Source organism: Enterococcus malodoratus ATCC 43197 (assembly GCF_000407185.1).
Lineage (GTDB): Bacteria > Bacillota > Bacilli > Lactobacillales > Enterococcaceae > Enterococcus_A > Enterococcus_A malodoratus.
Genome location: NZ_KE136481.1, coordinates 1,845,802 through 1,869,899, shown reverse-complemented (window position 1 = coordinate 1,869,899; position 24,098 = coordinate 1,845,802). Strand labels below are relative to the sequence as shown.

General features: G+C 42.6%; 28 protein-coding genes. 19 read left to right on the top strand and 9 right to left on the bottom strand.

The window, feature by feature from the left end:
• Positions 1-182: 182 nt before the first annotated feature.
• Together I585_RS09155 and I585_RS09150 are read right to left on the bottom strand one after the other, a co-directional pair.
• Entirely contained in the window at positions 183-383 is a 201-nt protein-coding gene (locus I585_RS09155; RefSeq protein WP_010742655.1) for a DUF4177 domain-containing protein, read from the bottom strand.
• 139 nt (positions 384-522) lie between these two features.
• On the bottom strand, positions 523-888 hold the full coding sequence (locus I585_RS09150; protein WP_010742656.1) for a MerR family transcriptional regulator: 366 nt from the start codon (positions 886-888) through the stop codon (positions 523-525).
• 126 nt (positions 889-1,014) lie between these two features.
• Here I585_RS09150 and I585_RS09145 point away from each other — a divergent pair, with 126 nt between their 5' ends.
• The 3 genes from I585_RS09145 to I585_RS09135 all read left to right on the top strand — a co-directional run bounded on the left by I585_RS09145 (position 1,015) and on the right by I585_RS09135 (position 3,942).
• Positions 1,015-1,395 (top strand): carboxymuconolactone decarboxylase family protein, encoded by a 381-nt coding sequence (locus I585_RS09145; RefSeq protein ID WP_010742657.1) that lies wholly within the window; start codon positions 1,015-1,017, stop codon positions 1,393-1,395.
• 112 nt (positions 1,396-1,507) lie between these two features.
• Positions 1,508-2,275 carry an SDR family NAD(P)-dependent oxidoreductase gene (locus tag I585_RS09140; protein ID WP_010742658.1) on the top strand — a complete coding sequence of 256 codons (768 nt, stop codon included), beginning with the start codon at positions 1,508-1,510 and terminating at the stop codon, positions 2,273-2,275.
• A 131-nt stretch (positions 2,276-2,406) separates the two neighbouring features.
• Positions 2,407-3,942 carry a zinc ribbon domain-containing protein gene (locus I585_RS09135; RefSeq protein ID WP_010742659.1) on the top strand — a complete coding sequence of 512 codons (1,536 nt, stop codon included), beginning with the start codon at positions 2,407-2,409 and terminating at the stop codon, positions 3,940-3,942.
• A 38-nt stretch (positions 3,943-3,980) separates the two neighbouring features.
• On the opposite strand, the gene I585_RS09130 is transcribed toward I585_RS09135, so the two are convergent.
• Positions 3,981-4,982: a thermonuclease family protein gene (locus I585_RS09130; protein ID WP_010742660.1), complete on the bottom strand. Its 1,002-nt coding sequence runs from the start codon at positions 4,980-4,982 to the stop codon at positions 3,981-3,983.
• A 352-nt stretch (positions 4,983-5,334) separates the two neighbouring features.
• Here I585_RS09130 and I585_RS09125 point away from each other — a divergent pair, with 352 nt between their 5' ends.
• The 8 genes from I585_RS09125 (at position 5,335) to I585_RS09090 (ending at position 12,650) form a co-directional block, all read left to right on the top strand.
• Positions 5,335-5,754 carry a MarR family winged helix-turn-helix transcriptional regulator gene (locus I585_RS09125; protein ID WP_010742661.1) on the top strand — a complete coding sequence of 140 codons (420 nt, stop codon included), beginning with the start codon at positions 5,335-5,337 and terminating at the stop codon, positions 5,752-5,754.
• A gap of 81 nt (positions 5,755-5,835) precedes the next feature.
• Positions 5,836-7,212 (top strand): MATE family efflux transporter, encoded by a 1,377-nt coding sequence (locus tag I585_RS09120; protein ID WP_010742662.1) that lies wholly within the window; start codon positions 5,836-5,838, stop codon positions 7,210-7,212.
• Between the two features lie 229 nt (positions 7,213-7,441).
• Positions 7,442-8,521 (top strand): hypothetical protein, encoded by a 1,080-nt coding sequence (locus I585_RS09115; protein ID WP_010742663.1) that lies wholly within the window; start codon positions 7,442-7,444, stop codon positions 8,519-8,521.
• Between the two features lie 260 nt (positions 8,522-8,781).
• Positions 8,782-9,129, top strand: a complete 348-nt coding sequence (locus I585_RS09110) for a hypothetical protein (RefSeq protein ID WP_010742664.1) — start codon at positions 8,782-8,784, stop codon at positions 9,127-9,129.
• A gap of 190 nt (positions 9,130-9,319) precedes the next feature.
• A complete protein-coding gene (locus tag I585_RS09105; RefSeq protein ID WP_010742665.1) occupies positions 9,320-10,024 on the top strand; it encodes a response regulator transcription factor in 705 nt (234 codons plus the stop codon).
• Between the two features lie 3 nt (positions 10,025-10,027).
• The gene (locus tag I585_RS09100) at positions 10,028-10,933 is read left to right on the top strand and encodes a sensor histidine kinase (RefSeq protein WP_010742666.1); all 906 of its coding nucleotides are present in this window, start codon (positions 10,028-10,030) and stop codon (positions 10,931-10,933) included.
• A gap of 78 nt (positions 10,934-11,011) precedes the next feature.
• Entirely contained in the window at positions 11,012-11,932 is a 921-nt protein-coding gene (locus I585_RS09095; RefSeq protein WP_010742667.1) for an ABC transporter ATP-binding protein, read from the top strand.
• On the top strand, positions 11,925-12,650 hold the full coding sequence (locus I585_RS09090) for an ABC transporter permease (RefSeq protein ID WP_010742668.1): 726 nt from the start codon (positions 11,925-11,927) through the stop codon (positions 12,648-12,650). Before I585_RS09095 ends, I585_RS09090 begins: the two co-directional genes overlap by 8 nt.
• 61 nt (positions 12,651-12,711) lie before the next feature.
• On the opposite strand, the gene I585_RS09085 is transcribed toward I585_RS09090, so the two are convergent.
• Positions 12,712-14,004: an FAD-dependent oxidoreductase gene (locus I585_RS09085; RefSeq protein ID WP_010742669.1), complete on the bottom strand. Its 1,293-nt coding sequence runs from the start codon at positions 14,002-14,004 to the stop codon at positions 12,712-12,714.
• Positions 14,005-14,199: 195 nt separating this feature from the next.
• Between I585_RS09085 and I585_RS09080 the strand changes: the two genes are divergently transcribed.
• Entirely contained in the window at positions 14,200-14,802 is a 603-nt protein-coding gene (locus I585_RS09080) for a TetR/AcrR family transcriptional regulator (RefSeq protein ID WP_010742670.1), read from the top strand.
• Between the two features lie 10 nt (positions 14,803-14,812).
• A complete protein-coding gene (locus I585_RS09075) occupies positions 14,813-15,196 on the top strand; it encodes an MmcQ/YjbR family DNA-binding protein (protein ID WP_010742671.1) in 384 nt (127 codons plus the stop codon).
• Between the two features lie 16 nt (positions 15,197-15,212).
• Here I585_RS09075 and I585_RS09070 read toward each other — a convergent pair whose 3' ends face one another.
• Positions 15,213-15,506 carry a hypothetical protein gene (locus I585_RS09070; RefSeq protein WP_010742672.1) on the bottom strand — a complete coding sequence of 98 codons (294 nt, stop codon included), beginning with the start codon at positions 15,504-15,506 and terminating at the stop codon, positions 15,213-15,215.
• A gap of 192 nt (positions 15,507-15,698) precedes the next feature.
• Here I585_RS09070 and I585_RS09065 point away from each other — a divergent pair, with 192 nt between their 5' ends.
• Both I585_RS09065 and I585_RS09060 read left to right on the top strand, forming a co-directional pair.
• Positions 15,699-16,538 carry an aldo/keto reductase gene (locus I585_RS09065; protein WP_010742673.1) on the top strand — a complete coding sequence of 280 codons (840 nt, stop codon included), beginning with the start codon at positions 15,699-15,701 and terminating at the stop codon, positions 16,536-16,538.
• Between the two features lie 145 nt (positions 16,539-16,683).
• Complete coding sequence (locus I585_RS09060) at positions 16,684-17,001, top strand: hypothetical protein (RefSeq protein ID WP_010742674.1); 318 nt, start codon at positions 16,684-16,686, stop codon at positions 16,999-17,001.
• A 43-nt stretch (positions 17,002-17,044) separates the two neighbouring features.
• Here the strand turns inward: I585_RS09060 and I585_RS09055 are convergent, their stop codons facing one another.
• Genes I585_RS09055 through I585_RS09045 form a run of 3 tightly spaced genes read right to left on the bottom strand, consistent with a single transcriptional unit; the run spans position 17,045 to position 18,889 of the window.
• Positions 17,045-17,689 carry an ABC-2 transporter permease gene (locus I585_RS09055; RefSeq protein WP_010742675.1) on the bottom strand — a complete coding sequence of 215 codons (645 nt, stop codon included), beginning with the start codon at positions 17,687-17,689 and terminating at the stop codon, positions 17,045-17,047.
• Positions 17,679-18,425: an ABC transporter ATP-binding protein gene (locus I585_RS09050; protein ID WP_010742676.1), complete on the bottom strand. Its 747-nt coding sequence runs from the start codon at positions 18,423-18,425 to the stop codon at positions 17,679-17,681. Before I585_RS09050 ends, I585_RS09055 begins: the two co-directional genes overlap by 11 nt.
• Positions 18,422-18,889 carry a helix-turn-helix domain-containing protein gene (locus tag I585_RS09045; protein ID WP_010742677.1) on the bottom strand — a complete coding sequence of 156 codons (468 nt, stop codon included), beginning with the start codon at positions 18,887-18,889 and terminating at the stop codon, positions 18,422-18,424. The genes I585_RS09050 and I585_RS09045 overlap by 4 nt, the downstream gene beginning before the upstream one ends.
• Positions 18,890-19,074: 185 nt before the next feature.
• Between I585_RS09045 and I585_RS09040 the strand changes: the two genes are divergently transcribed.
• The 3 genes from I585_RS09040 to I585_RS09030 all read left to right on the top strand — a co-directional run bounded on the left by I585_RS09040 (position 19,075) and on the right by I585_RS09030 (position 22,389).
• Positions 19,075-19,587, top strand: coding sequence for a hypothetical protein (locus I585_RS09040; protein ID WP_010742678.1), 513 nt, complete (start codon positions 19,075-19,077; stop codon positions 19,585-19,587).
• A complete protein-coding gene (locus tag I585_RS09035) occupies positions 19,577-20,881 on the top strand; it encodes a glycosyltransferase family 2 protein (RefSeq protein WP_010742679.1) in 1,305 nt (434 codons plus the stop codon). Before I585_RS09040 ends, I585_RS09035 begins: the two co-directional genes overlap by 11 nt.
• A 179-nt stretch (positions 20,882-21,060) precedes the next feature.
• On the top strand, positions 21,061-22,389 hold the full coding sequence (locus I585_RS09030; RefSeq protein ID WP_010742680.1) for a C39 family peptidase: 1,329 nt from the start codon (positions 21,061-21,063) through the stop codon (positions 22,387-22,389).
• Between the two features lie 42 nt (positions 22,390-22,431).
• On the opposite strand, the gene I585_RS09025 is transcribed toward I585_RS09030, so the two are convergent.
• Complete coding sequence (locus tag I585_RS09025; RefSeq protein ID WP_010742681.1) at positions 22,432-22,647, bottom strand: zinc ribbon domain-containing protein; 216 nt, start codon at positions 22,645-22,647, stop codon at positions 22,432-22,434.
• Positions 22,648-22,797: 150 nt separating this feature from the next.
• Here I585_RS09025 and I585_RS09020 point away from each other — a divergent pair, with 150 nt between their 5' ends.
• Positions 22,798-24,093, top strand: coding sequence for a putative DNA modification/repair radical SAM protein (locus I585_RS09020; protein WP_010742682.1), 1,296 nt, complete (start codon positions 22,798-22,800; stop codon positions 24,091-24,093).
• Positions 24,094-24,098 lie beyond the last annotated feature (5 nt).

Genomic DNA, 24,098 nt, shown 5'->3' with positions numbered 1-24,098 from the left:
ACAATTTTTTAATTAAAAATGACAATAATAAAAGTAATGACCAGTCAATTAACTTAATCTCATAGGGTTTATATCAACGAGGCAGGCAACAGAAGCTATTGTAAATACTTGTGAAGAATTGAAGAAATCAAAACCACAAAAAAAGACTGAGGATTTTTCCCCAGTCTTTAGCGAATACAGCTTTATTTTTCTTTTCTAAAGGTGACTAGAATCGCGCTTCTCGTCGCGATGACATTAGCCATATAGGAATGTGTCACAAATTCCCAACCCTCAGCCGCACGACTGTTGATCAAGTCATCTAACCGCTCCAAATCCTCCACACTGGCGCTATCCTTAAACCATTTCACGGATGTCTCTAAAACCTCGCTATTGTAAACCCACATTATTAACTCCTCCTTTTCTATGATTATAAGCTGTTCCAGCAGGAGAAGGAGCAAACTGAAATGATTGTTTCGCAAATCGCGGCGAGCACAGAGATTACTCGATTTTTTTGATGGATTGGAAACTATAGTTTCTGAAGAATCAGCGGTCTCTGTCGGCGAGCAGTTTTTTATAGGTCGCCTGTTTACTTTCCAGAAAGGCTAAATGATCGTCAATTTTTCTTTTTTCCGCTAACAAACGATTTCTTTGTGTAGCCAATAGCTTCATTCGTTTTTCGATTGTTTGATCACCTTGGCTTCTCAGCTGGGAATACTTTTGGATTGTCTTTAGGTCCATATCCGTTTGCTTTAAGCGATGGATGAAACGCAGCCACTCGATATCTGCTTCGTTATATTCGCGATAGCCGTTTTTATCTTTCGCAGGAGTAATAATTCCTAATTCTTCATAATACCGCAATGTCGGAACGCTGAAGCCGATCAAATCGGCAACTTCACTGATTTTATACATCCCATTTCTCCTTATCAAAATATATTTCAATTGGTTTATGAATATCAGACACTAAAAATTTCTGCCTTGCTATAAAGTCTACTTGATAGTTTATAGTACTGTACCATAAAGGAGGCAGGAACTGCTATGAGTAAAAAAAGATTTGAACAGGGAAGTAAAAATTTACAAATGATTGATGGGGAGGCCGGTGAACGGGTGATCCAAGCACTGCAAGACATTGCTCCTGATGTCGGGCGTTATATTTTGGAATTCGCCTTTGGGGATATTTATGAGAATGATGTTTTGTCCTTTAGGGAGCGGGAAATCGTCACGATCACCAGCTTACTGACGCAGGGCGATACTAAGAGCCAATTAATTGTTCATATCAACGGGTCATTAAATGTCGGGCTCACGGAAAGGGAGATCATTGAAGTGTTTACCCACTGTATCCCATATGTGGGTTTTCCCAAAGTCTTAAATGCGATCACAATCGCTAAAGAGGTTTTTGAGACGAGAAATCAGGCTTAAACGACTGAGGGCAACTCTTTTTTTCACAAGCTATTGACATTCCCCTACCATCTTAGGTACCGTTAATAGTGTAGGAGTGAATGCGCTAACAATAAAGGAGGAGTTGGATTCTATGTTTGATTTAAATGGAAAAGTAGCAGTGGTAACAGGTGCGAGCAGCGGTTTAGGCCGAGATGCGGCGATTGCATATGCGGAAGCCGGAGCAGATGTGGTCTTGTTGGCTAGACGTTTGGAACGTTTAGAAGAAGTCGCAGAAGAGATCAAGAAAATGGGTCGTGATGTTTTAGCGATCAAAATGGACGTGACAGATGAAGAAAACGTCAAGGCCGGTATCCAAACAGCTTATGATCATTTTGGTCATCTGGATATTCTATTGAACAATGCAGGTATTGCGGTGCGCGGCGGCGTGGATTCGTTGACTGTGGAAGACTTTGATAAATCAATGGATGTGAATGTGAAGGGGATCTTCTTAGTTAGCAAATACGTTGTGAAGCATATGATGGATAACAACTACGGAAGAATCGTCAATGTGGCATCAATCAACGCGATCATGGCCGACAAAGAAGACGTCTTTATCCGCCATTCATACAATGCCAGCAAAGCAGCAGTCTTAGGATTAACTAAAGGTATGGCAGCTAGCTACGGAAAATACAATATTACCACCAATGCAATCGGACCAGGTCTGTTTGAATCTGAGATGACGGAAGATACATTGTTTAAATCAGATGATTTCTTGAACCTATATCAAGGTCTGAATCCAATGAGCCGTCCAGGCAAGCATGGGGAATTGAATGGGACAATTCTTTACTTCTCAAGCGATGCTTCAAGCTATACAAATGGTCAGTTCATCGTGGTTGATGGCGGAATGTCGATCGTCTAAACAAATATACAGAGGCACTTTCTCAATAGGAGAGAGTGCCTTTTTGATTTGCAAAAAATAATAGCCTCTTTGATTGTTATATTTGCTACAATCAATAGGTAGAATCAAACGAATGAATCGGGAGGATATCAATGAAAAATTGCCCTAATTGCGGTCATGAAAATTTGGCGGAGGCTCATTTTTGCGAAGAATGCGGTCAGGCATTCGCAGTGGACATTCCTGTAGAACCAGAAATTTTAGCAGAGGAAGAAAAGAAAAAGGAGCCCAAAGAGCAGCATTTCTGTCCCCATTGCGGCGAAGTGCTTCCGGCAGACGCTGAATTTTGTCCTAATTGCGGCCAGCCGTTAAAAGCAGCGGTGAGACCGGCAGTTCCCACAAAAAAATCATTATCAAAGAACCAAAAAATTGGCATCGGAGCAGGTTTGGCGATCGTGGTATTACTAGTCGGTGGACTGCTGTTTGGCCGTTACTATTATAGTTATCCGCAACAGTTGAGCCGGTTGGAACAGACGTTTAAAACGCAGGACCCTGAAAAAATGGCGGAGGTTGTCATCTCGGAAGATCCTAATTATGAAGTGTCCGCCGCGAATCTGAAAAAATTTATCAGCTATTATCAAGCGGACGGACATAAAAAGGACTACGCCGACTTCTTAAGGGATTTAAAGCACAACCCGAGTCAATTAGTCGACTTTTCAATTCATGAAAAAGGAAAATACTTAGGCTTGTTCCCACGTTACCGATTAGTGATTCAGCCGGTCTACGTAACGGTCACGACGGATCAGTCAGACATGCAACTGACCTTAGATGATAAAAAACTAGCGACCTCTAAAGGCAGTAATTACGAAACGACTTGGGGACCAATGACACCGGGCAGCTATCAAGTCGCGGGAAAATTAGACAATGAAGAATCTTCATTTACACAAGACTTGGTTCGCTACCATAATCCTGACTTTGAGGCCAATAGTCATATCACAATCAACTTGCATAAGATTTCCTTCAAGGTCATGTCGAATATCGACGGCGCGAAGGTTTTACTGAATAACAAGGAAGTTGGAACGATCAAAAATGAGGAAGCAGAGATCAAAGATGTGATCTGGCACCAAGGGATGAAGGTGCAGCTAACTTATAAAACAGCGGCCGATCAGTTGACTAGCGACACGTATCAAATTGCGGCTACGCAATTTATGGCTGACGAATATGAATCGGATAGTTATGATTCAGTGATCCATTTGAATTTTATGAATGTTCAATCACAGGCGGATGTTCAAAGTTTTTTAGACAGTTTGTACAGAAGCCTATCCAGCTATACTAGTAAATTCAGCGACTTTGGTACGAGGGGAAGAAACGATTTGGCGAAGTACTTTGTTGACGGCTTGAAAAATCCGGATGAGCAAGACTTCGAGAAATTTATCAATGAACTTCGAACAAGTGATAAAAGATCAGGGGTTGATGCTAAAGCCGAAGTGGAATCAGTGACCATGACGGGCAAGGATGTTTATACCGTTCAATACTTGATTAATTACAACACGGCCTATTCGGATGACACGGACGGTGTGAATGAAGTCTTTCGTTACAAGAAAGCCACGCTGCGCTACAACGAAGACGAGGATAAATTCCAGATCGATAATCTTGGCGGAGCCGAGAATTTTGAGCCGGTTAAAGAATAAAAAGAGAGGAATGCCAATTTTGGCATTCCTCTTTTAAATTAAAAACATTTCGAACACGGCTCTAATCCGCGCCCTTGTGCTTCTTCTAGTGTAGCTGGTGTGTACGTACCGTTCCCGCATTTGTGGGTATGGTACTTGCTGCCAGTGGGTGTGACATAAACCGTCTGCCCTTGAGCAGGCTCGGCGGCTGCTTGCTGCTGTGCTTCGGCCTCAGCTTGTGCCTGTGCTGCCGCTGCTTGCTGAACGGCAGCTTCTTGGGCGACTCGAGCTTCTTCGGCCTTTCTAGCCGCTTCTGCTTGTTCCGCGGCCCGCTTTTCTTCGGCTTTTCTGTCAGCCTCGGCCTGTTCCGCAGCGCGTTTTTCTTCTGCAGCTTTGGCTTCTTGTTCTTTTTTCAGCCGCTCTGCTTCCGCTTTTTTAGCGGCCTCTGCTTCTTTGAGTGCTTTTTTATGAGCATCAACGGCGGCTTGACTGTAGCCTTTACCAGCCTGCGCGTAATTCTTGATACTCCAAATATTTTGCTTTTGTTCTTTGGCTTTTTTCTCCGCAGTTTGAATTTGATCAAGGTACTTTTTATTTTTCCCCTTCGTGTCTCGGGCTACTGCCAGCCCTTCATTAGCGAGTGTTTCTTGAACCAGCTTGCCATCGGCCCAAACATAAACCAGCTCTCTTTTTTGCTTGTCGCGTTTGCTTCCTTTGTCGTACTCGATCTGGATTTTTTTCGCATTTTTAAGCAGTTCTCTCGAACGATCCTTAGCCTCTTGTGCGTAAGGATAATCCTTTTTGATTTCAGGCGTTTCGATCAATAAATACTGTGCAGTAACGTTCTTGCCGTTTTTCAATTTGAAGCGCGTCGTATCCCCATCAATATACTTTTTCACTTTAACAGTGATTTTTTTGTTGGCCGTTCGTTTGATGGTAGCTTTCTTCTCCGTTTTCGTCTTTGCGGCTTCGACTTGATAACTTTGCGTCGGTGCAGCGAATAAGAAACTGACCAATACCGCGAACGTGACCCCAAGCTGAACCCCAAGCTTCCTTTTCATTTTTACTCTCCTTCTTTCAATCCATTATAGAAAAATAATTATTAAAGAATATGTGTGTACTTAAATAATACTATATTTTGCGAAAAAAAGTGATTATAAACAAAGAAAGTAACTTTACTAAACATTTATAGCTACAAGAAGCCAATTTGAAAATAAATTCTGGGGACTGATGTGGTTGTTCCATCCGCAAAACCGTCTAATTCGTATTCATGTAGGCCATTTTTTTCAAAACTCAAACTGTTAGATGACTAATTGTTAGGTAGCGAATGTTTTTGATTGACATTCTTTTTCGCGACGTGTATATTCTTTTCGAACAGTTAGATATCTAATTATTAGCGAGGAGGGAATTCTTTTGGATAGAATGGTCGTTTCAAATTTATTGCGTTCGATCATGAATAAGTCTCGTGAATCGATGGAGCAGCGTGTTAAGGATATGGATGTCAGCCCGCAGCAAGGACGGATGATCTCATATATCGCGCAAAACGAAGACAAAGGTTTGATCCAAAAAGATCTGGCGGAAGTGTTTCAACGCCGCGGAGCCAGCATCACAAGTATGCTACAAGGCTTAGAGAAAAAAGGCTATATCGAACGGCGAATCCCAGAGAACAATGAGCGGCAAAAGAATATCTACGCATTACCCAAAGGGAAGGCCTTGGTTGCTGAGACCAACGAAGCCTTTTATGCGGCGGAGAAGGAATTGGTCCACGCCTTGAGCGAAGAGGAAGTCCAACAATTGACAGAGCTGCTCAGAAAAATTGATCACAGCCTCTAAAATGACAAGCAGCGATTGCCTGCTTGCAGCTGAATAGTTAGAATTCTAACATTTATAAATCTAATAGAAGAAGGAATTATCATGGAAGAACTTGAAGTCAATGAATCAAATATTTACTACTTAAAAGAAAGCCCGATCCGCAAAGCGATTGCCCATCTATCGATTCCTATGATGGTTGGGATTTCAGCTACGACGATCTACAATTTAATCAACGCCTATTTTATCGGCTTGATTCATGATACGAATATGATGTCCGCTATTACTTTGGCGATGCCGATCACGATCATTTTAATGGCGGTTGGAAATATGTTTGGTGTCGGCGGCGGAACATTTATTACCCGTCTGTTAGGCAGCGGGGACACGAAAAAAGGCAAGCAGGTCGCTGGTTATTCCTTTTATACGAGCATTATTCTTGGTGTGATTATCGGAATCGCAGCGATCATCTTCATGAATCCATTTGTACATTTACTTGGTGCGGATGGTCAGACACTGCTTTACACGAAACAATATTCGACGATTTTGTTTGCCGGCGGCTTCGCCTTTGTCTTGAACTTTGCGTTAGAACAACTGGTTCGTTCAGAAGGTGCCTCAAAGGAATCGATGCACGGGATGTTTATCAGTGTTGCGGTTAGTATCGCGCTGGATGCGCTATTGATCTTAGTTTTCAACATGCATGTGATCGGTGCCGGTATTTCGACGGTAGTAGCGAACTTGGCCGCAACCGCGTACTATGTTTGGTTTTTAGAAAATAAAAGCGAATCGTTAAAAGGCTTTTTAAAACACTTCAAACTTTCCATCAAAGATCAATTAGAAGTCTACAAAATTGGTGTTTCTGAATTGTTTAAATCAGCCTTTATGATCGTGACAACGTTATTATTGAATAACTTTTCTGTTCAATACGGCGACAATGTCGTTGCCAGCTTTGGGATCGCGGTTCGGATCACACAATTGCCAGAATTTTTGACGATGGGGCTGTTTTTAGGGGCAATGCCGTTATTCGCTTACAGCTTTTCTGCCCATAACACGAAACGCCTAAAAGAAGCGTTGAAAGAAGTCTCTTTATGGATCGGCGGTATCTCCATTCTCTTTGCACTCGCTGTTTATCTATTCCGCGTACCTGTATTGGGTCTGTTTACGAGCGATCCGCGCGTGATACAAGTGGGATTGACGATTCTGGCTGCACAATTAGTATCTTCAGTCTTTAACGGATTTTCTGGACTCTTCACCGGAATCTTCCAGGCCTCTGGTTTCGGTGCTCAAACCGGCGTTATGTCAACGATTCAAGGGACATTCTTTATTCCAGTCGTGCTGTTATTGCACCATTTCTATGGCCTGAATGGCTTGATCTGGTCCATGACGATTACAGAAGGAATCGCATTTGCGGCTGGCGCAATTATGATGGTTCCGTACTTGAATAAATTGAATAAGAACGAATTGCCAGCGATGCAAGAACAATAAAAATGTTGATTTAGTTGCTGCTGAGAACGACCTCAAATTTTTGAGGTTGTTTTTTTATAGACTCAAAGGGGTGGATAAGACGGTATATACTCAGATTTATTCATTATGATTAAAAGATAGAGTATTTCTAAGGCTATTTTTAGTTTATTCTGATGTATCATAAAAGTGGATTTAAAAACAGAGATCAAAAAATAAAATAATAACTTTAAAATAGAAGGAGAGCACTCTTATGCCAAAAACATTGTCGCAAATCACACTTTTTACCATGGGAAAAACGAATCTTGAGAAACGTATTTTGAAAGCGCACACAGAATCGCCGGATGCAGATACCACCATTCAATACCTTGTGGCTGTGCTGATTCGTCAATGTTTGTGCGTAAGTGACTTTGCAGGGATCTGCAACGATTTAATCAGAGAGATATTTCTATTTGCGGAGCCAACAGAGATGTTGCGCAAATTTTGTCCGCTATTTCGCGATGCTTTTGAAAACGAAAAGGAATGGAACAAAGTCCTCAAACGTTTCTACAAAAATTCAAAACAAATCCACCGGTACAATAACCGTTTAGGCGACAGCAAAAGATATTTGCTTGAAAAAACGACACCTATCGAAGCATTAGAAGGTCAACAATATAAAATTCTTTCGACCTTTGAAGATGCAATGGGCAAGGTGCACACGTGGAGTTTGCGCGATGCCGATCCGAATTCTTCAGCAACCAAAATTGATTCCGTACTAGAATTGATGTCCACTTTGACTATTTTCGAAAAGGATGACGTTCGACGTTTTGTTAAATTGGAAAACTCCGAAATCGACAACTGTACCCGCGATATCAAGATCAGAAAAGGAAAAATTGTGGAGGACACGAATCCAATTGAGGAACTTCAACCAGAAATGGGCGTGTCCCCAGAAGTTGATTTGGATGATTTAACGGAGGAAGAAAAGCTGGAAATAGTAAAATTACTTCTGCCTGAGGGCATTGTTCTGACTGATACCCGCATGGAAGAACTCAAAAAAGAAGACTCGGTAAATGATTCGGACATTAATTCACCAGAAAAGTCGATCGCTGCTACAGCTCAAAAAGCTGAACCAATCATTGGTTCAACCGCATCCGCTCTCAAAGAACCGCCAAAAGCCGAAGCCAAGAAAACCGCTGCACAGAAACCGATGGCACTTTCCGCAACAGAGAAAAGCCCCTATGTAGATTATAAAAAACCGAAAAGTAAGAAGCAAAAGCAGGTAGAATCCCAAGCTGAACTGTTTAAAAAGACCCCAGAAGGCAAACGCGCCTCGCGGAAAAGGAAGAAAAAGTAAGGGCGAGTTTAGGATAAGTTGATATGTTTCTTTAGTGTACCAAGCAGTTAAAATCGCATCGACAGTAGGTTTATTTGTTGTGGGTAAAATATTTTTGAATAGTTGAGAGACCATACATTTCTTTAAAAGTGAGTGTATGGTTATTTGGCTTTCAATTAGGTAATTTCGCCGGTGGAAACTTCATTATAACGGGTATATTAACAAGGAAACTAGAGTACAATATGATATGTGGATTGTCGATTTAAAAAGGAGAAAAAGCAATGGGCGAAGAACAGAATCTTGAAAAGCAAAAAGTGGTCTATCTTTTACCGACAACGGCAGTGAGTTCTCCTATGAGCCGGATGTATGTTTTGTCTCATTATCGTGAGCCTGTCAAAAGAATGCAGGCTTGTTTTGGGGACCCTTATTTAGTGAAGTCGGATTTCGTGGATAATATAAAAAAATTTGAAGATGAGACTATCTATTTAGTACCTGAGCAATTTAGAAAGGTGCTAAATATGGATAAAATTGCTAAACATATTATGGTACCCTCGAATATTTTCTCTGATAAAGTTTTGGATGACTTGCGTCGAGAAGTCGCTGTTTTTCAAATGCGCAAGCTACTTTAAAACAGTGGCGGAACAGTAAATTAATCGAAATGAATAGTTGAATACAATCACTTCAGAACACGTTCCTTTACTGGAAGGTGTTTTTCTTTTGTTTTTATTTATTCCTAAACCAAGGAAGTTTCGTCCGAAAGTGGGGTGAACTTTGCTAGAATTAAGAAGAGAATAATTATTTTTTACGAGGAGAAGGACGATGCAAGAGAAAATCAAGGTATTGATCATTGATGATGATCAGGAGCTTTGTTCGATTATTGACAAGTATTTGAAAAATGCTGATTATGCTGCCGAGTTTGCCCACACGGGTGCGGGTGGACTGAAGTTGGCGCTGACAGGCGATTATCATTTGATCGTGTTGGATATCATGCTGCCGCAGATTGATGGACTGAGTATTTTGACCGAGATTCGCAAGGAGAGTGTGGTGCCGGTCTTGATGCTGACAGCTAAGAATGAAGAGGCGGACAAGATTCGCGGACTGCAATTGGGGGCGGATGATTATTTGACCAAGCCGTTTAGTATGGCGGAGCTGATGGCGCGAATCGAATCCTTGGTTCGACGCTATACCCAATTCAATCAAGCGGATCGTTTGGCAAAAACATTAACGTTAAATCACTTATCGATTGATGTGCAGAACCGATTAGTCTTGTTACATGGTATATACCTAGAATTAACAGTAAAAGAGTTTGATCTTTTATATTTTCTAGCTTCTCATAAAGGCCAGATTTTTACGAAACGGCAAATCTATCAACAGGTCTGGGGTGAAGCCTATGCCTACGATGACAACAATATCATGTCGTTCATCAGCAAGCTGCGGAGGAAGATCGAGCCGAAAGCGTTGCCCGCTCCTTTCTTTATTCAAACAATCCGTGGTGTCGGCTATCGTTTTAATCCGAGGGGGTAAGAAATGATCGGGTTGAGTAGTATTTGTGTGCTTTTGGGGTTGGCCTGTCTCTACCTTTTTGGAAAACTTCGCAAAAATAAACAGCAGCTGGCCCAAGCGTTGGTTGTTATAGAGGATGTCGGTCAAGGCAATCTTGATCGGAAAATTATCGCGGATGAAACTTCGGATGTTGCGGCGCTTTGTTTTCGACTCAATACGATCGTAGCGGAAATCAAGCAGCAGCTTAGTGGCTTGCAGGTGTCGGAGAATGAATATCGCAAACTGATTACGAGTTTGTCGCATGATGTTCGTACGCCGCTAGCTTCATTGATAGGTTATTTAGAGGCAATTAACGATGGGTTAGTAACCGAAGATGAGCAGCAGCATTATTTGCAGGCGGCTCAGGAAAAAGCGTTCGAATTAGAAAAATATATCGATACTCTTTTTGAGTGGGTCAAACTTGAATCGGGGGAACGGCGCTATCATTTTGAAAGGATTGATGTTTGCGAATTGCTGCGAGCCGGCGTTAGCGACTGGATCCCGCGAATGGAACCGCAGTTTAGTTATGAAATTGAGATTCCTGAAAAAGAGCTCTTTTATAAAGCAGATGCAGCGGCATTTCGCAGGATCATTGATAACTTATTGGAAAACAGTTTGAAACATAGTAATGGCGATAAAATTACGATCAAACTGACGGAACAAGATGAGCATCTTCAGCTTGAAATCGCGGATAATGGTCAAGGAATCGCGGAACAAAATTTGCCGCATATATTCGAACGGCTCTATAAAGCAGATGAAGCTCGGGGGACAAAGGGCAACGGATTAGGTTTAGCGATTGTTCAGGAATTAGCAGCGGCCCATCACGGAGAAATCACTGTTCGCAGCGAACTTGGCGAGGGGACTAGATTTTTCCTAACACTGCCCAAATAAACCAGAGAAAAACAAGGATTCGGCAAGGTTAGGGCAAGGTGGCACTGCTAAGCTATAAGTATAGAAAGGATGGTCGCTATGGAAAAATTGATTATTAAAACCGCAGCCTTGTCGAAGCACTACAATGATCAGATTGTAGTAAAAGACGTTTCAATGACAATTCCCAAAGGAAAAATTTATGGGCTGTTGGGACGGAACGGTGCGGGAAAAACGACGATCATGAAAATGCTTTTAGGCTTAGCGGAAGCCAGTTCCGGCGAGATCGTATTATTTGGTCAAGCGCCTAAAAAGAATCCGTCAGTATACTCGCGAATCGGCAATATTATTGAGACACCGAGTTTTTATCCGTATTTATCGGGACCGGAAAACCTCAAAGTGTTCTCTAAATTAAAAGGTCAAACCCAAAGAAATAGTGTGGAGAAGGCGTTGAAACTGGTTGATCTGACACATGCTGAGCATAAACGGTTTGCGAATTATTCATTGGGAATGAAACAGCGGCTAGGGATCGCCAACGCCTTAATGAACGATCCGGAATTGTTGATCTTAGATGAGCCGACCAATGGATTGGACCCGATCGGGATTGTCGAAATCCGTAAACTGTTAAAAGAGCTGGCGGAGGTTCATGGAAAAACAATTTTGATTTCCAGCCATCAGTTGTCAGAAATCGAGCAAATCGCGGATATTATTGGCATTTTACATGATGGCGAGCTGCTGGAGGAATGTGATCTGGAAAAGATCGCGCAGCACAATCAGCGCTATATCAGTATCACTGTATCAGACGTGCATCAAGCCACGCGCTTGCTGGAAGAAGAGCTGAAGCTGACGAACTATACGGTAGACGAAGGGAACACGATCAAGATTTTTGATTTTACCTTTGAGCCGCAAACGATCAATCATTTATTGGGACAAAAAGGGATCGAAGTTTCCAGTCTGTTTATCGGTTCTGGCAATTTGGAAGAACACTTTCGGACGATTACAGGAGGTGTTGGCATTGCTTAATGTAATTTCTGCTGAGTGGATGAAACTCAAACGCAACCGGATTTTTGCAGTCTGCTCGTTGCTGACGCTGTTTGCCTCGGCTTTCATAGTATTTAAAGATTTAGTTATCGTAGAGAATCCGCCAGAGAATTATCAGACTTGGCTGATGAGTATTTACATAATTGTCGGTGCGCTTCTCTCGATCATGAGCGGTTTTATCATTACTTTTTTGATGCAGCGGGAATATGAAGACCGCACAATCAATAATGTTTTGACTGCTCCGACCTCGCGAATTAGATTTCTTTTAGGAAAATTAGCGATCTGGTTTATCTGGTATCTCGGAACCTTAGTCGGTGTCGTCATCATTTATGCAATCGGCGGCTGGCTGATCTATCCTGATACCTTCGGCTTTGCCGGAATGAAAAGCCTAGTAGTTACCATGCTTAAGTATTGTCTGTTGGGATTTGTGGCTGCGCTGCCGCTATTAACAGTGAGTGTGATGCAGCGAAAATTATTCTATCCCACAATCATGGTGGCATTGGCCTTTACTGGGATCGAAATGTTCGCGATGAACATGCCCTTCAAATTTGCCCGAGTTATTCCATGGTCGGCGGTGGTCGTTCAAAGCTTGGTCGAATTGCCCTTCAAAGAGGATCTATTAACCTTAGGAAGTATCTTTTTGACGGGGATCATTGGTTTCGTGGCGGCTTATTGGTTGTTTAAGAAACAGGATCTGTAATATTGGTTTTCGACATCAAAATAGCAAGAGACGCCAATAAATTTTGACGTCTCTTTTTTAGTTAAACTATTCCTGCTTGTTTCATTGCCTGCTGACCTGCTTGATTCAACAGATTCCAAGGGGTATTGAACAGCGGTTGGAAGAAGAAGTCTGTGTAGGCCAGCTGTTCAATGGTAAAACCTGCTTGGATCGCTAAAGAGACCGTATTGATATAGGCGGTCAAGTCTTTTTTCGAGAGAATCTGTGCACCTAAAATTTTCAATGTTTTTGGATCGTAAAATAATTTGAACAGCACCTCTGCATTGACTGGTGCAGAGAGATGATTGTCCAAAATCTTTTGCTTAAGGAAAACGGATCCTACCTCGGTACCGAATCGCTCACTAGCCGGCGTGTTCAGCCCAGTCGAAGCAAACATGTAATCGAATAATTTCAAGCCGGACGATCCTTGTACCCCTTCAAAGGGATGTAGCTTTTCCGTTAGATTGCGCACAGCAAAGCGCCCTTGACGAACGGCATTAGTCGCTAATTGAATCGTCAGTTCTTGTTTGGCAGCGTTGGAATAAACCGTTGTGGCATCGCCAATCGCAAAAATATCTGGTTCACTCGTTTGCATATAGTCGTCGGTTTTAATCATTCCGTTTGGTAGCAATGTAATTGCATCTTTTAGCCAAGCAGTATTAGGACGAGCCCCTGCCGATAATACGACAAGCTCTGCGGAAAAAGTTGCTTGGTCGGTTACGACTTCTTTAACAGTTCCTTCACCGACAAATTTTTCAACCCGCTGGCCGAGAGCGAGAGTGACACCGTGCTCAGTCATTTCTTTTGCTAAAACAGCAGTCAGTTCTGAATCTAAGTAGGTTGCTAAAGGGTGATCGAAAACATCGATCACAGTGACTTTCTTCCCAGCAGCGGCAAAAATCTCGACCGCTCCAATCCCAATGTAGCCTGCTCCGATTACAACGACGTGGTTGATTTCTGGGTCAAGTGCAGCTTGGCGCAAACCGTTCATATCTTGGCGGTTGCGCAATGTTTTGATCTTCGCTAATTGATTACCGGGAACAGGTAATTTCGCAGCCATTGCTCCAACGCCAAGAATCAACTTGTCATAGCTTTCTTGTAAGCTCTTGCCTCCAGCTTGCACTTCGATCATGTGTTTTTTCGGGTCGACATTGGTTACTTTACTATGGCTGAAGAGCTTGATTCTTTCAACAGGGATGTTTTTAAGCTCTGATCCGACTAAGGCTGGAATATCTCTTTGGTCAATCCATACTATTTCTGTAACATCGGTTCTTTCTGTTAAAGCCGCGACTGCTTCTAAACCGCCATGTGAGGCGCCGATAACGATAACTTTCATCATACATTCTCCTTTTTCAATTTGATGCCTTCATTCTTTGAATGTATCGAATTGATTTTAAGTACATTGCGTATCTTAAACTGAAAATATCATACATCTCGTCTCTTAAATATTCAATAAAAAACAACGTGTATCTTACTTTTTTTAAGGCACGTTTTAACCTATAATGACTCTAAAGGAATAGAGGCGAACATAATGGAGAAAAAAAAGCTTCAACGCAGACGAGGTGACCGCCTGGATGCGGAGATTTTTCGTGTGACATATCAATTGTTAGAAAACGAAGGCTATCAGGCGGTGACTTTTGCACGAATCGCTCGTGAAGCAGAAACGAGCCGCTCAGTCTTATATCGTCATTGGGATACGCCGTTTGATTTAGTGTTTGAGGCAGTTCATGATCGTAATCGTTCAGTGGAATTTGATATGCATGATCTGGACTTTGATCAGGGAAGTTTAGAGGAGGATCTTTACTATGTGGGTGATAATTTTTTGACGTGGCTGACCAGTGTTCCGACTTCTTTTAATCAGATGATGTTGCTAGAGATTCAAAATCAACCGAAACGAATCAAACAAATCATGCAAGAAGCGAGGATCTACAATATTTCGGTAATGGAACACGTATTAAAAAATGCGCGAAGACGAGGCGAGCTGACTAAATTTCCGCCTGAAGAAACTAAGCTTGCACTATTTCAGATCATTCGATGCAAGGTCATTATTGAAAGTGCGGATGTTACAAAAAAAGAATTGCGGGTTTTGGTGAGGTCGGTGGTCAAGCCAGCAATCCAACATTTTGACTATTAAAGGAGGAGTTATGGAAAATTCAGTAATGCAAAAACGTATCGAAACGTTTAAGGCGTTCGGTGAAACGTTAAAAGGCGCGAAAGTCTATTTTCGCGAAGATTGGGAAGTGCTCTATTTTGATTTGCAGGGCAAGATGTTTGGGATGATGAGTGATCAGGCTAGCGAGGATGCTATCATTACATTGAAAAATCTGCCGGAGAAAAACGAGGAGCTGCGGGAAATCTATGCGGGAACGGTGATACCAGGCTACTATACGAATAAAAATCATTGGAATTCGATCAAGCTGGCCAGTGAGGAACTGTCGGATGAGGCCATCAAGCAATTGATCGAAACCTCCTACCAATTGGTGTATCAGAAGTTAACAAAGAAACTAAAAGCTGCAATTGAAGAATAAAAAAATGACGCTGCGATTATGCAGCGTCATTTTCATTTTTTTTCTCCGACCAATGCAGGGCGAGGTAGTAGCCAGTAATGCCCATACCAATTATAAAGCAGGCGGCATCGAAACTATTAATGTCTGGTTTGAAGAGCGCGTAAATGATCACAACGATCAGCCAATTCGCTATCCCCCATAAAACATTCGTGGAGGCGGAAGCCGGCTTTTTCCAAGGAACATCCCATCTTTCGGCGGTGATTCCCTTAACAAAATGGGGGACCCCATTCGCAAATAGCATGCCCAGAACTATACAAATAATCGAATCCATTGTAATCTTCTCCTTCTCACGTGTTCAATCTGTAGTATACCTCTTTCCTTGTCTTTTTTCTGCCTATTCTCAAATTTTTTTCTGTTGAACTGAGCAGAGGATTTAACAGCCGAGAGTTTTTGATGTTAAGCTGAAAAGTAATAGCTGTTCTTGCGACTTAGCGAGAGGCTCAAAATAAGGAGGAATTTGAAGATGAAAGCACCATTGATTACATTGAATGACGGTCATCATTTGCCGGCAGTAGGCCTAGGTACGTATCAGATTCGCGGAGGAGAAGGACTTGATCAGGTTTTGACGGCGATCCAAGATGGCTACCGTCTGTTAGATACCTCTACCAATTATGATAGTGAAGGGATCGTCGGTGAAGCGATTCGCCGTTCAGGAATTCCTCGTTCGGAATTTTTTGTGACGACGAAGCTACCGGGCAAATACCATCATTATGAGGATGCGTTGATGATGATTCAGGAATCGTTATTCCGCATGGGCTTGGAGTACTTTGATTTGTATTTGATTCATTGGCCGCTGCCGAAACGTAAACTATACGTTGAAGCATGGCAAGCGCTAGTCACAGCTAAAAAATTAGGATTGATCCGTTCCATCGGTGTTTCTAACTTTGAACCGGAACATTTAGATAAAATCATTGAAGCGACTGGAGTGACACCAGCCGTCAATCAAATTGAACTGCATCCTTATTGGGTTCAAGAGCGGATGGTCAAAGCCAATCAAGAACGCGGAATCATTTCTGAGGCGTGGAGTCCTTTAGGGCGTGGCAGCGATGCACTGAAGGAATCAGTGATTACTGAATTAGCCGAAAAATACGGCAAAAATCCTGCTCAAATCATTTTGCGCTGGCATGTACAGCGTGGAGTTGTGCCGATTCCTAAGTCACGCAATTTGCAGCATCAGCGGGAAAACTTAGCGATCTTTGATTTTGAATTGTCCCAAACAGAAATTGAACGAATTAATCTGCTGGAAAAAGCGGATGGCCGGATTGAGGGGCAAGATCCAAACGAGTATGAAGAATTCGATTAAGACTACTATCAACTTTGTCCTTATCATTAACTAGAAAATAACCGAAATGCATACAATTATTTTATAAACCATTAAGTTTTTCATTCAAAAACGTTTTCAACTGTGGCATACTGAAAAGTAAGAGGATGTTTCAGGGGAGGATGCAATGAAAAAAGTAGTGGCACTGGTGGCGGTATTGGGAGCGGCGTTTCTATTTTTTTGGTTCAATCAAAAAGATGACGTGGCAGTCGAGGATAAGGCGACACCTGATTTTTCACAAACAGAGCAGGTCGAACATCGTGAAGATTTTTTTACGAATCGCGATCTGAACGAGCTAGAGCAGGTGACATATTCGCGCCACAAAGAACTGACAGATGATCTGACTGGTGAGGGTAAATTGGTTAGAAAATCTACTCAGAAAGAATTTGTTGGGGCAAAGGCAAATGAGGATGGTCTGACTTGGACCGGTTATTTCGAGAAGTAAAAACGTTTTGATCGCGAAGATCAAAACGTTTTTTTTGATGCAATTATAGATTGACCTGACTAAAATTACGGGCAGAGATCTTATACGTAGCCCACATTGCAATAATATAGATCAGCAGCCCCGCTCCTAAAATAGGAAGTTGCTGCATCTGCTGATCAAAGACAACACTGTCTAACCAGGCTAGTGTCGGAAAATGCACGAGGACTTCGACTAACATCGCTACAATAGTTGCCGGAACGAGCGCCTTTAAAAAAGAGCTCCCGACCTTATAAGCAGTCTGAAAATAAGTCGTTAGAAAGATAAAATTAAAGCAGGCAAAGATGATCAAGCCAAAGCCGTAAAAGGCAACGTTGGCTTCGATGCCAACGGGATTAGGTCGAGAAGAAAGGTGCAGCCGCAGAAAAGCAAAAGGAATCGAAATCAAGATCGTCATCATTTGGGAGACAAGCAAGACCAGCCATTTACTTAAAACGACTTCGGATCTTTTTAACGGCAGCAGGGTCGAATAATAAATGTCGTTCGTTTCCCGGGTGTACATCAGATTAATAAAGTTTCCGATCAGTCCAAAGATAAAGACCATCGTATAAGGGTAGCCGGGAATCAAAACTAGTGGCCCCATCAAAGTAAAAACAAACAGATTGGGATGTGCGGCTAAGCGAAGCTCTTTGTAAAGTAAATTAGAAATCATACTGTTTCCCCTCCATTCGGACCATGATGTCTTCTAAACTAAGTGATCCCGTTTCATCCGGTCGTTTCAATCTTTGAAAATCTTCAATAAAAACGTCCTTGGGAGCATCTTTGATCAGTTCCCCCTCTTTGATATAAATGATCGAATCTGCACACTTTTCTAAATCAGAGGTAATGTGCGTCGAGAATAAAATACTTTTGTCGCCATTTTTAACGATCTGCAAGAAAATCTCGATCAGTTCATCGCGGGAAACCGGATCAAGCCCGCTGGTTGGTTCATCAAAAATGAATAATTTGGCCTGATGGGAAAGTGCTAAAGCAATCAAATATTTCACTCGCATCCCAGCCGAAAGTTCCTTGATTTTTTTATTAGGGTCTAGCGAGAACAGCTTCAAAAAATTTTGATAAGCTGCTTCATCCCAATCCGCATAGAATTGTTTGGTGACCTTGGTGATATCTTTGACTATCTTTTCTTTATAGAAATCGATCCCGCCTAAAACGACACCCGTCTTTTGTTTGCAAGACAGTTCATTTTCCAAAAATATTTTTTCAAACATAAGCACACTGCCCTGATCAATCGGAATTAAGTTTAACAGCGCTTTCAATATAGTAGTCTTACCGGCGCCGTTAACGCCGATCAAACCGATAATTTTCCCTTCAGGTACTTGAAAGCTGACATTTTTCAAAGTAAATGTCGGGTAGTTTTTTGAGAGTTCTTTTACCTCCAGCAGATTCATTCGGATTCCTCCTTTGGTTCAAAAATTTGATCCATCATATGTCCGGTGATCCGCATGAAATTTTCACTATCCACCAAAGCCAGACCGGCTGTGGCTGGATTCGTATCGCCTAAGACGACCAATGTATCTCCAGGTTGGATATTGAGCGTATCCCGGGCTTTTTTTGGTAAAACAATTTGCCCGCGGGCTCCGACTGGAACGGTCCCAAAGATATGTTTGCCGGCCGGTCCAATGGGCAGGCCGTTGTCTTCTTGATTGTGATGGATCAAATCGGTCAAAGTAACATCGTAGAGACTAGCTAAAGCGTCACATTTTAAGACATCCGGCAGAGAATCCCCATTCTCCCATTTAGCGACTGCTTGACGTGATACCTCCAACCGTTCTGCCACATACTCTAGCGACCAATTATTTCGATTTCTTAATGACCGCAAATTGTTCGCGATCGGATTATTCTGATTATTCATACTTTTCATCCTCCTTGATTACACTTTAGCGTACTTAAATAAAAATGAGAACCAACTATTTGCGACGGAAATGGTTACCTTTGGTTACGCATCCGTAAAAAATAAAGGACACTTAATTTATGAAAGCAAAAATGTTGTGTTTTCAGAAAACGGAGTCATAATGGTGGAGGAAAGAAGGGGTACCTGTGAAAGACCAAGAGAATCGCCATGAAGAGGAGAAGCGTTTTGTTAGTGATCATTTTTTTGAAAAGGGTCATTGGTGGAACAAGTTTTATATTGGTTTATTGACGATCGTAGGCTGGATTGCCGTATTTATCCCGATCTATTGGACAGTTTCTTCCACGCTGTTAAAAAATGATTCAAAGTTTTACCACGTTTGGAACGATCGCACGGGCGAGGCGATCTATTATCACACCGGTTTTTTGTTTCTTGTCTCTTTGGCGGTTATTTCAGTTGGTATCCTTTTTTTGACGCTGCATAACAACTATCGGATCAATCATCACGAAAAGGTAAAGCAACTTTATGATGACGAAGAGCTGCAAGTGAGAAAAACAGCGTTGAACGAATTTTATACAGAACGTTTTGGACCAAAAGAAACGCGCCATGCCACACGCTATTACTCTGTGCCGGAAAATAAAAATTTTGATGATGCCACGATTCGCGAACTTTACAAGGAGACAGAACAACATGACGATTGATACAGGCTATCCCATTTTAAGTGCGGTAGTGAATGTTTTGCTATTTATATTGGTTAGCTACCCCATTTTGGGTGCTTTTGTTTGGTTGATTGAAGTGCTGTTTTACCGCTTCTTGTTTAATAATAAGAAGCTCAGCTTCGAGAAGATTTCCGAGGCTGAGGAGCCTTTTGTAACGATCATGGTGCCTGCTCATAATGAAGAAGTCGTGATCGAAGACACCTTAGAGTATCTGCTTAATGAATTGAACTATCATAATTACGAGGTGCTAGTTACAGACGACGGCTCAACGGATCAAACACCAGAAATTTTGACCCGCCTGCAAGAAAAATATCCGCGCTTACGTGTTTTGCGGATTGAAAAAAATAAAGGCAAGGCTCACGCGTTTAATATCGGTATTGGGTTTGCTAAAGGTGAATACATATTAAGCAACGATGCAGATACGATTCCAGAAGCAGATGCTCTTTGGAAATATATGAACTATTTTATGACCGAGGCCGATCAGAATACAGCGGCGGTCACTGGCAATATGGACGTTCAAAATCGTTCGAAAATCATTGAGAAGGCGCAAACTGTGGAGTTTTCCAGTATCGTCGGTGTGATCAAACGGGGCCAATTGGGGACGTTAGGTACGATGTACGCCTACAGCGGTGCGAATACGATGTATCGAAAAGATGCGTTGATCGATGTCGGCTTGTTCCGGCAAGACCGTGCGACTGAAGACATCAGTATCGCATGGGATCAGCAATTAAACGGCTGGATTCCGACGTTTGCACCGGACATCATGTTCTTTATGGCAGTTCCTAATACGTTAAAGATGCTGTATCTCCAACGAAAACGCTGGGCCAAAGGCGGCACTGAAGTTTGGTTGACGAACATGAAAAATGTACTGGTTCATCCAATCAAGTATTTTGAACAATTGCTGCTGTTTGCTGATCAGACCTTCAGTATTTTGTGGAGTTTGTACTATTGGGTGTTCTTAGCCTTTTTTGTGGGAACGCTGCTCCAATCGGTTTTCATTGGGGACTACCAACGCATTTTTCACATGCTGGCGCTCTCCTTCATCTTCATAAACTTTGAGATGCTGGCCGGCTTTCTGCAGGTGGCGGCGGCTTTGATCATTGACGATGACGGTCGAAAATTCAAATACCTGATTTTTGCGCCGTTTTACATGCTGATCTATTGGATGATGAATGCTCTGACGATCGCCACGACATTTGTTCCAGCAGTCAAAACGATTTTAGGCTTCGGCACAGGAACATGGGTCAGCCCGACACGGGTATCGATCAGTAAATAATTGAAGAAGCATTGCTCGTTAAGTGTTCGTGAACTTCTGCGAATACTTAACGAGTTTTTTTATAGATCGCTGAACAAGCTAAATTGAAGACTTAACTAGAGCCAGCACGTACAATATAAGAATCGGTACAATGAAAAAACGTTATCTTATTTTAAGGAAATTCAGAAAGGAATGTTTGGATGAAAAAAAGTGTCTTGTTGGTTTGTTTTGTAACTCTTTCAGCGTTTGTGGCCCCAGCGGCGGTTCAGGCGGAGGAGGAGCTGCAAAGCTCCGCTGTAACGTCGAATAGTTCTACTATGGATAGTGGTTCTTCAGAAAGTGATTCTTCAAAAACTGGTATCGCTCTAGCTGAAGCGCCGCAATCGGAGGCCGTTCCAACTGCAGAGGCGGATACCCAGCCGCAAACAGCAGTTGTAAATGGCGAGGTTGTCACATTAGAACCGCCAGTCAAGGAAGGACAGGCAGAAGCGGATGCGACTCAAGCACCGAAGGAAGAGCTGAGACAAGGAAATGCTCGCGCTTCAAGAGCGGCCGTTGCGTCAATTCCAATGTATCGTCTATACAATCCGAATAGCGGGGAGCATTTTTACACCAAGACGACTGGCGAACGGGATCATCTGCGTTCTGTCGGTTGGCGCTATGAGGGAATTGGCTGGCAGGCTCCTACTGGTGGAAGTCCTGTTTACCGTTTGTACAACCCGAATGCGGGTGACCATCACTATACATTGAATGCTGGTGAACGGGACCAGCTGAAAAAAGTTGGTTGGCGGGATGAAGGGATATCTTGGTATTCCCCAAGCTCAGGTACGCCGTTGTATCGGTTATATAATCCGAATGCTAAGGCCGGGTCGCATCACTACACGCCGATTACCGCTGAACGCGATCAGTTGAAGAAAGCCGGCTGGCGGTATGAAGGAATTGCTTGGTATGCGGTTGGCAGCGGGGAACAAAGCTATGAGGATTATCGTTTATTAGGTGTGCGCAATTATAATCAATATGCGCTTGGCGCACCAAGCGGCTGCGAAGGGGCTTCGTTGCTGCAAGCCCTGCAATACAAAGGCAAGCTGACGAATTGGAGTCTGCGCTCCTTCCTAAACACTATTCCGAAATCAACGAACGGCAATCCGAATAGCGGTTTTGTCGGTTCGCCGTTTGTGGAAAATTCTTATACTTATTCGGCCATCTATCCAGCTCCCTTGACCAGTTGGGGACAAAAATACGGCAATGTGCAAAATATTTCCGGCAGCTCAATGAACACCTTGATCAATGAAGTGAAAAACGGCAATCCAGTCGTTGCATGGGTAACGATCAATTTCCAACCGATTCGTTGGGGAAATTGGAACTTTGGTGTTGCTGCGAACAACAATCATGCGGTTACTTTAGATGGTTTCAACAAGGCTGGAAATCAAGTCCACGTCTCTGACCCGATCAGCGGTTCTTATTGGTTGAGTCGTACGACTTTTGAAAATATCTATAACGCAAGAAAATATGCGGTGGTCGTTCGATAAGCGAGCGCAAAATAAAAAAGCGGCGACTGCCGCTTTTTTTATTTATCCTCCACCCATGAGGAAGTCAAGAATATTCCAACCATCAGAGGTTTCGCTGCGATAAAGTTCTGTATACCCGCACTGCTTACAGCTGATCGTGGTAAATTTTTTGTTTTGAATGTCGAAAATCTTTGAAAAATTTCCACCCGTTGCTTGAAACTGATCGGACGTATAATGCTGCGACCCGCATTTATCACAAACATATTGTTTCCTTTCCATCTTTTTCACACTCCTTTGATGTCTTAAATTATAGCAAATCCAGCGCGGCCTTCATCCGTCTTTAGGAGTATCTATCAAATTCTTTTTTGACAAGTCTGCTTTTTTTTGGTTAAATAAGAACATACGTTCGTATAAGGAGGATGTTTTTCGATGGAACTGGAGAGAAAAATAGAGATTTTAGCTGAATCTGCGAAATATGATGTTTCCTGTTCCAGCAGCGGTGTCGAAAATAATACGCGGCCAGGAACAGTCGGCAGTACCCAGCTTTCAGGAATTTGTCATTCGTTCACACCGGATGGCCGCTGTGTATCGTTATTGAAGCTGCTGTTTACCAATGCCTGCATTTTTGATTGTCATTACTGCATCAATCGAAAATCAAATGCCATTCCACGAGCGACCTTCACGCCGCAGGAAGTGGCGGATTTAACGATGGATTTTTACATGCGTAATTACATCGAAGGTTTATTCTTGAGTTCTGCGATTATCAAAAACTCGGACTACACTTGCGAACTCTTGATTAAAACTTTGAAAATTTTACGCGAAGAAAAAGGTTTTCGCGGGTATATCCACGTCAAGGCGATTCCCGGCGCGGATGAAAAGCTGATCGAACAATTAGGCTTTCTGGCAGATCGGATGAGCGTCAATGTCGAACTGCCTTCCCGCGAAAGTTTGAAATTGCTGGCTCCGGATAAAGATCCGTTTGACTTATATAAACCCATGAAGCAGATCACGACGGTAAAAAAAGAACAGGAATTTTTACCAGCGGTTCGGCGCGGACCAAGTTTTGTGCCAGCTGGGCAGTCAACACAGATGATTATCGGGGCCAGTCCTGAGAGTGATCGCTCGATCGTGAAGATTTCGGAGAATTTGTATCAAAAATATCAGTTGAAGCGGGTGTACTATTCGGCCTATATCCCCGTCAATCAAGACAATTTATTGCCAGCGGTCACGACTGAACCGCCATTGCTGCGGGAACACCGTTTGTATCAGGCGGATTGGCTGCTGCGCTATTACAAGTTCAGTGCCGATGAAATTTTGTCTGAGGATAAGCCGAATTTCAATCTCTATCTTGATCCCAAAGCCAATTGGGCGGTGCAAAACTATCAACGCTTCCCCGTAGATGTGCAGACCGCGCCTTATGATCAATTACTGCGAGTACCGGGGATTGGCCCAAAGAGTGCACAAAATATCGTAAAAGCCCGCAAGTATTATCGACTGCATCTGACCGATCTGAAAAAATTAGGAATCGTCATCAAACGGGCGCAATATTTTATTGCGTGTAATCATGAGACACCCGCGGGTTTGATCAAAGATCCTGAATGGATCATTACGTCATTGATCTCTTCAAAGCAATATGAAGTATTGAAAAAGCACAACACGCAATCAACGAGTGAGCAATTGTCATTATTTGATGTGGAACGGTTTGAACATGCGAAGAGTAGGTGAGGATG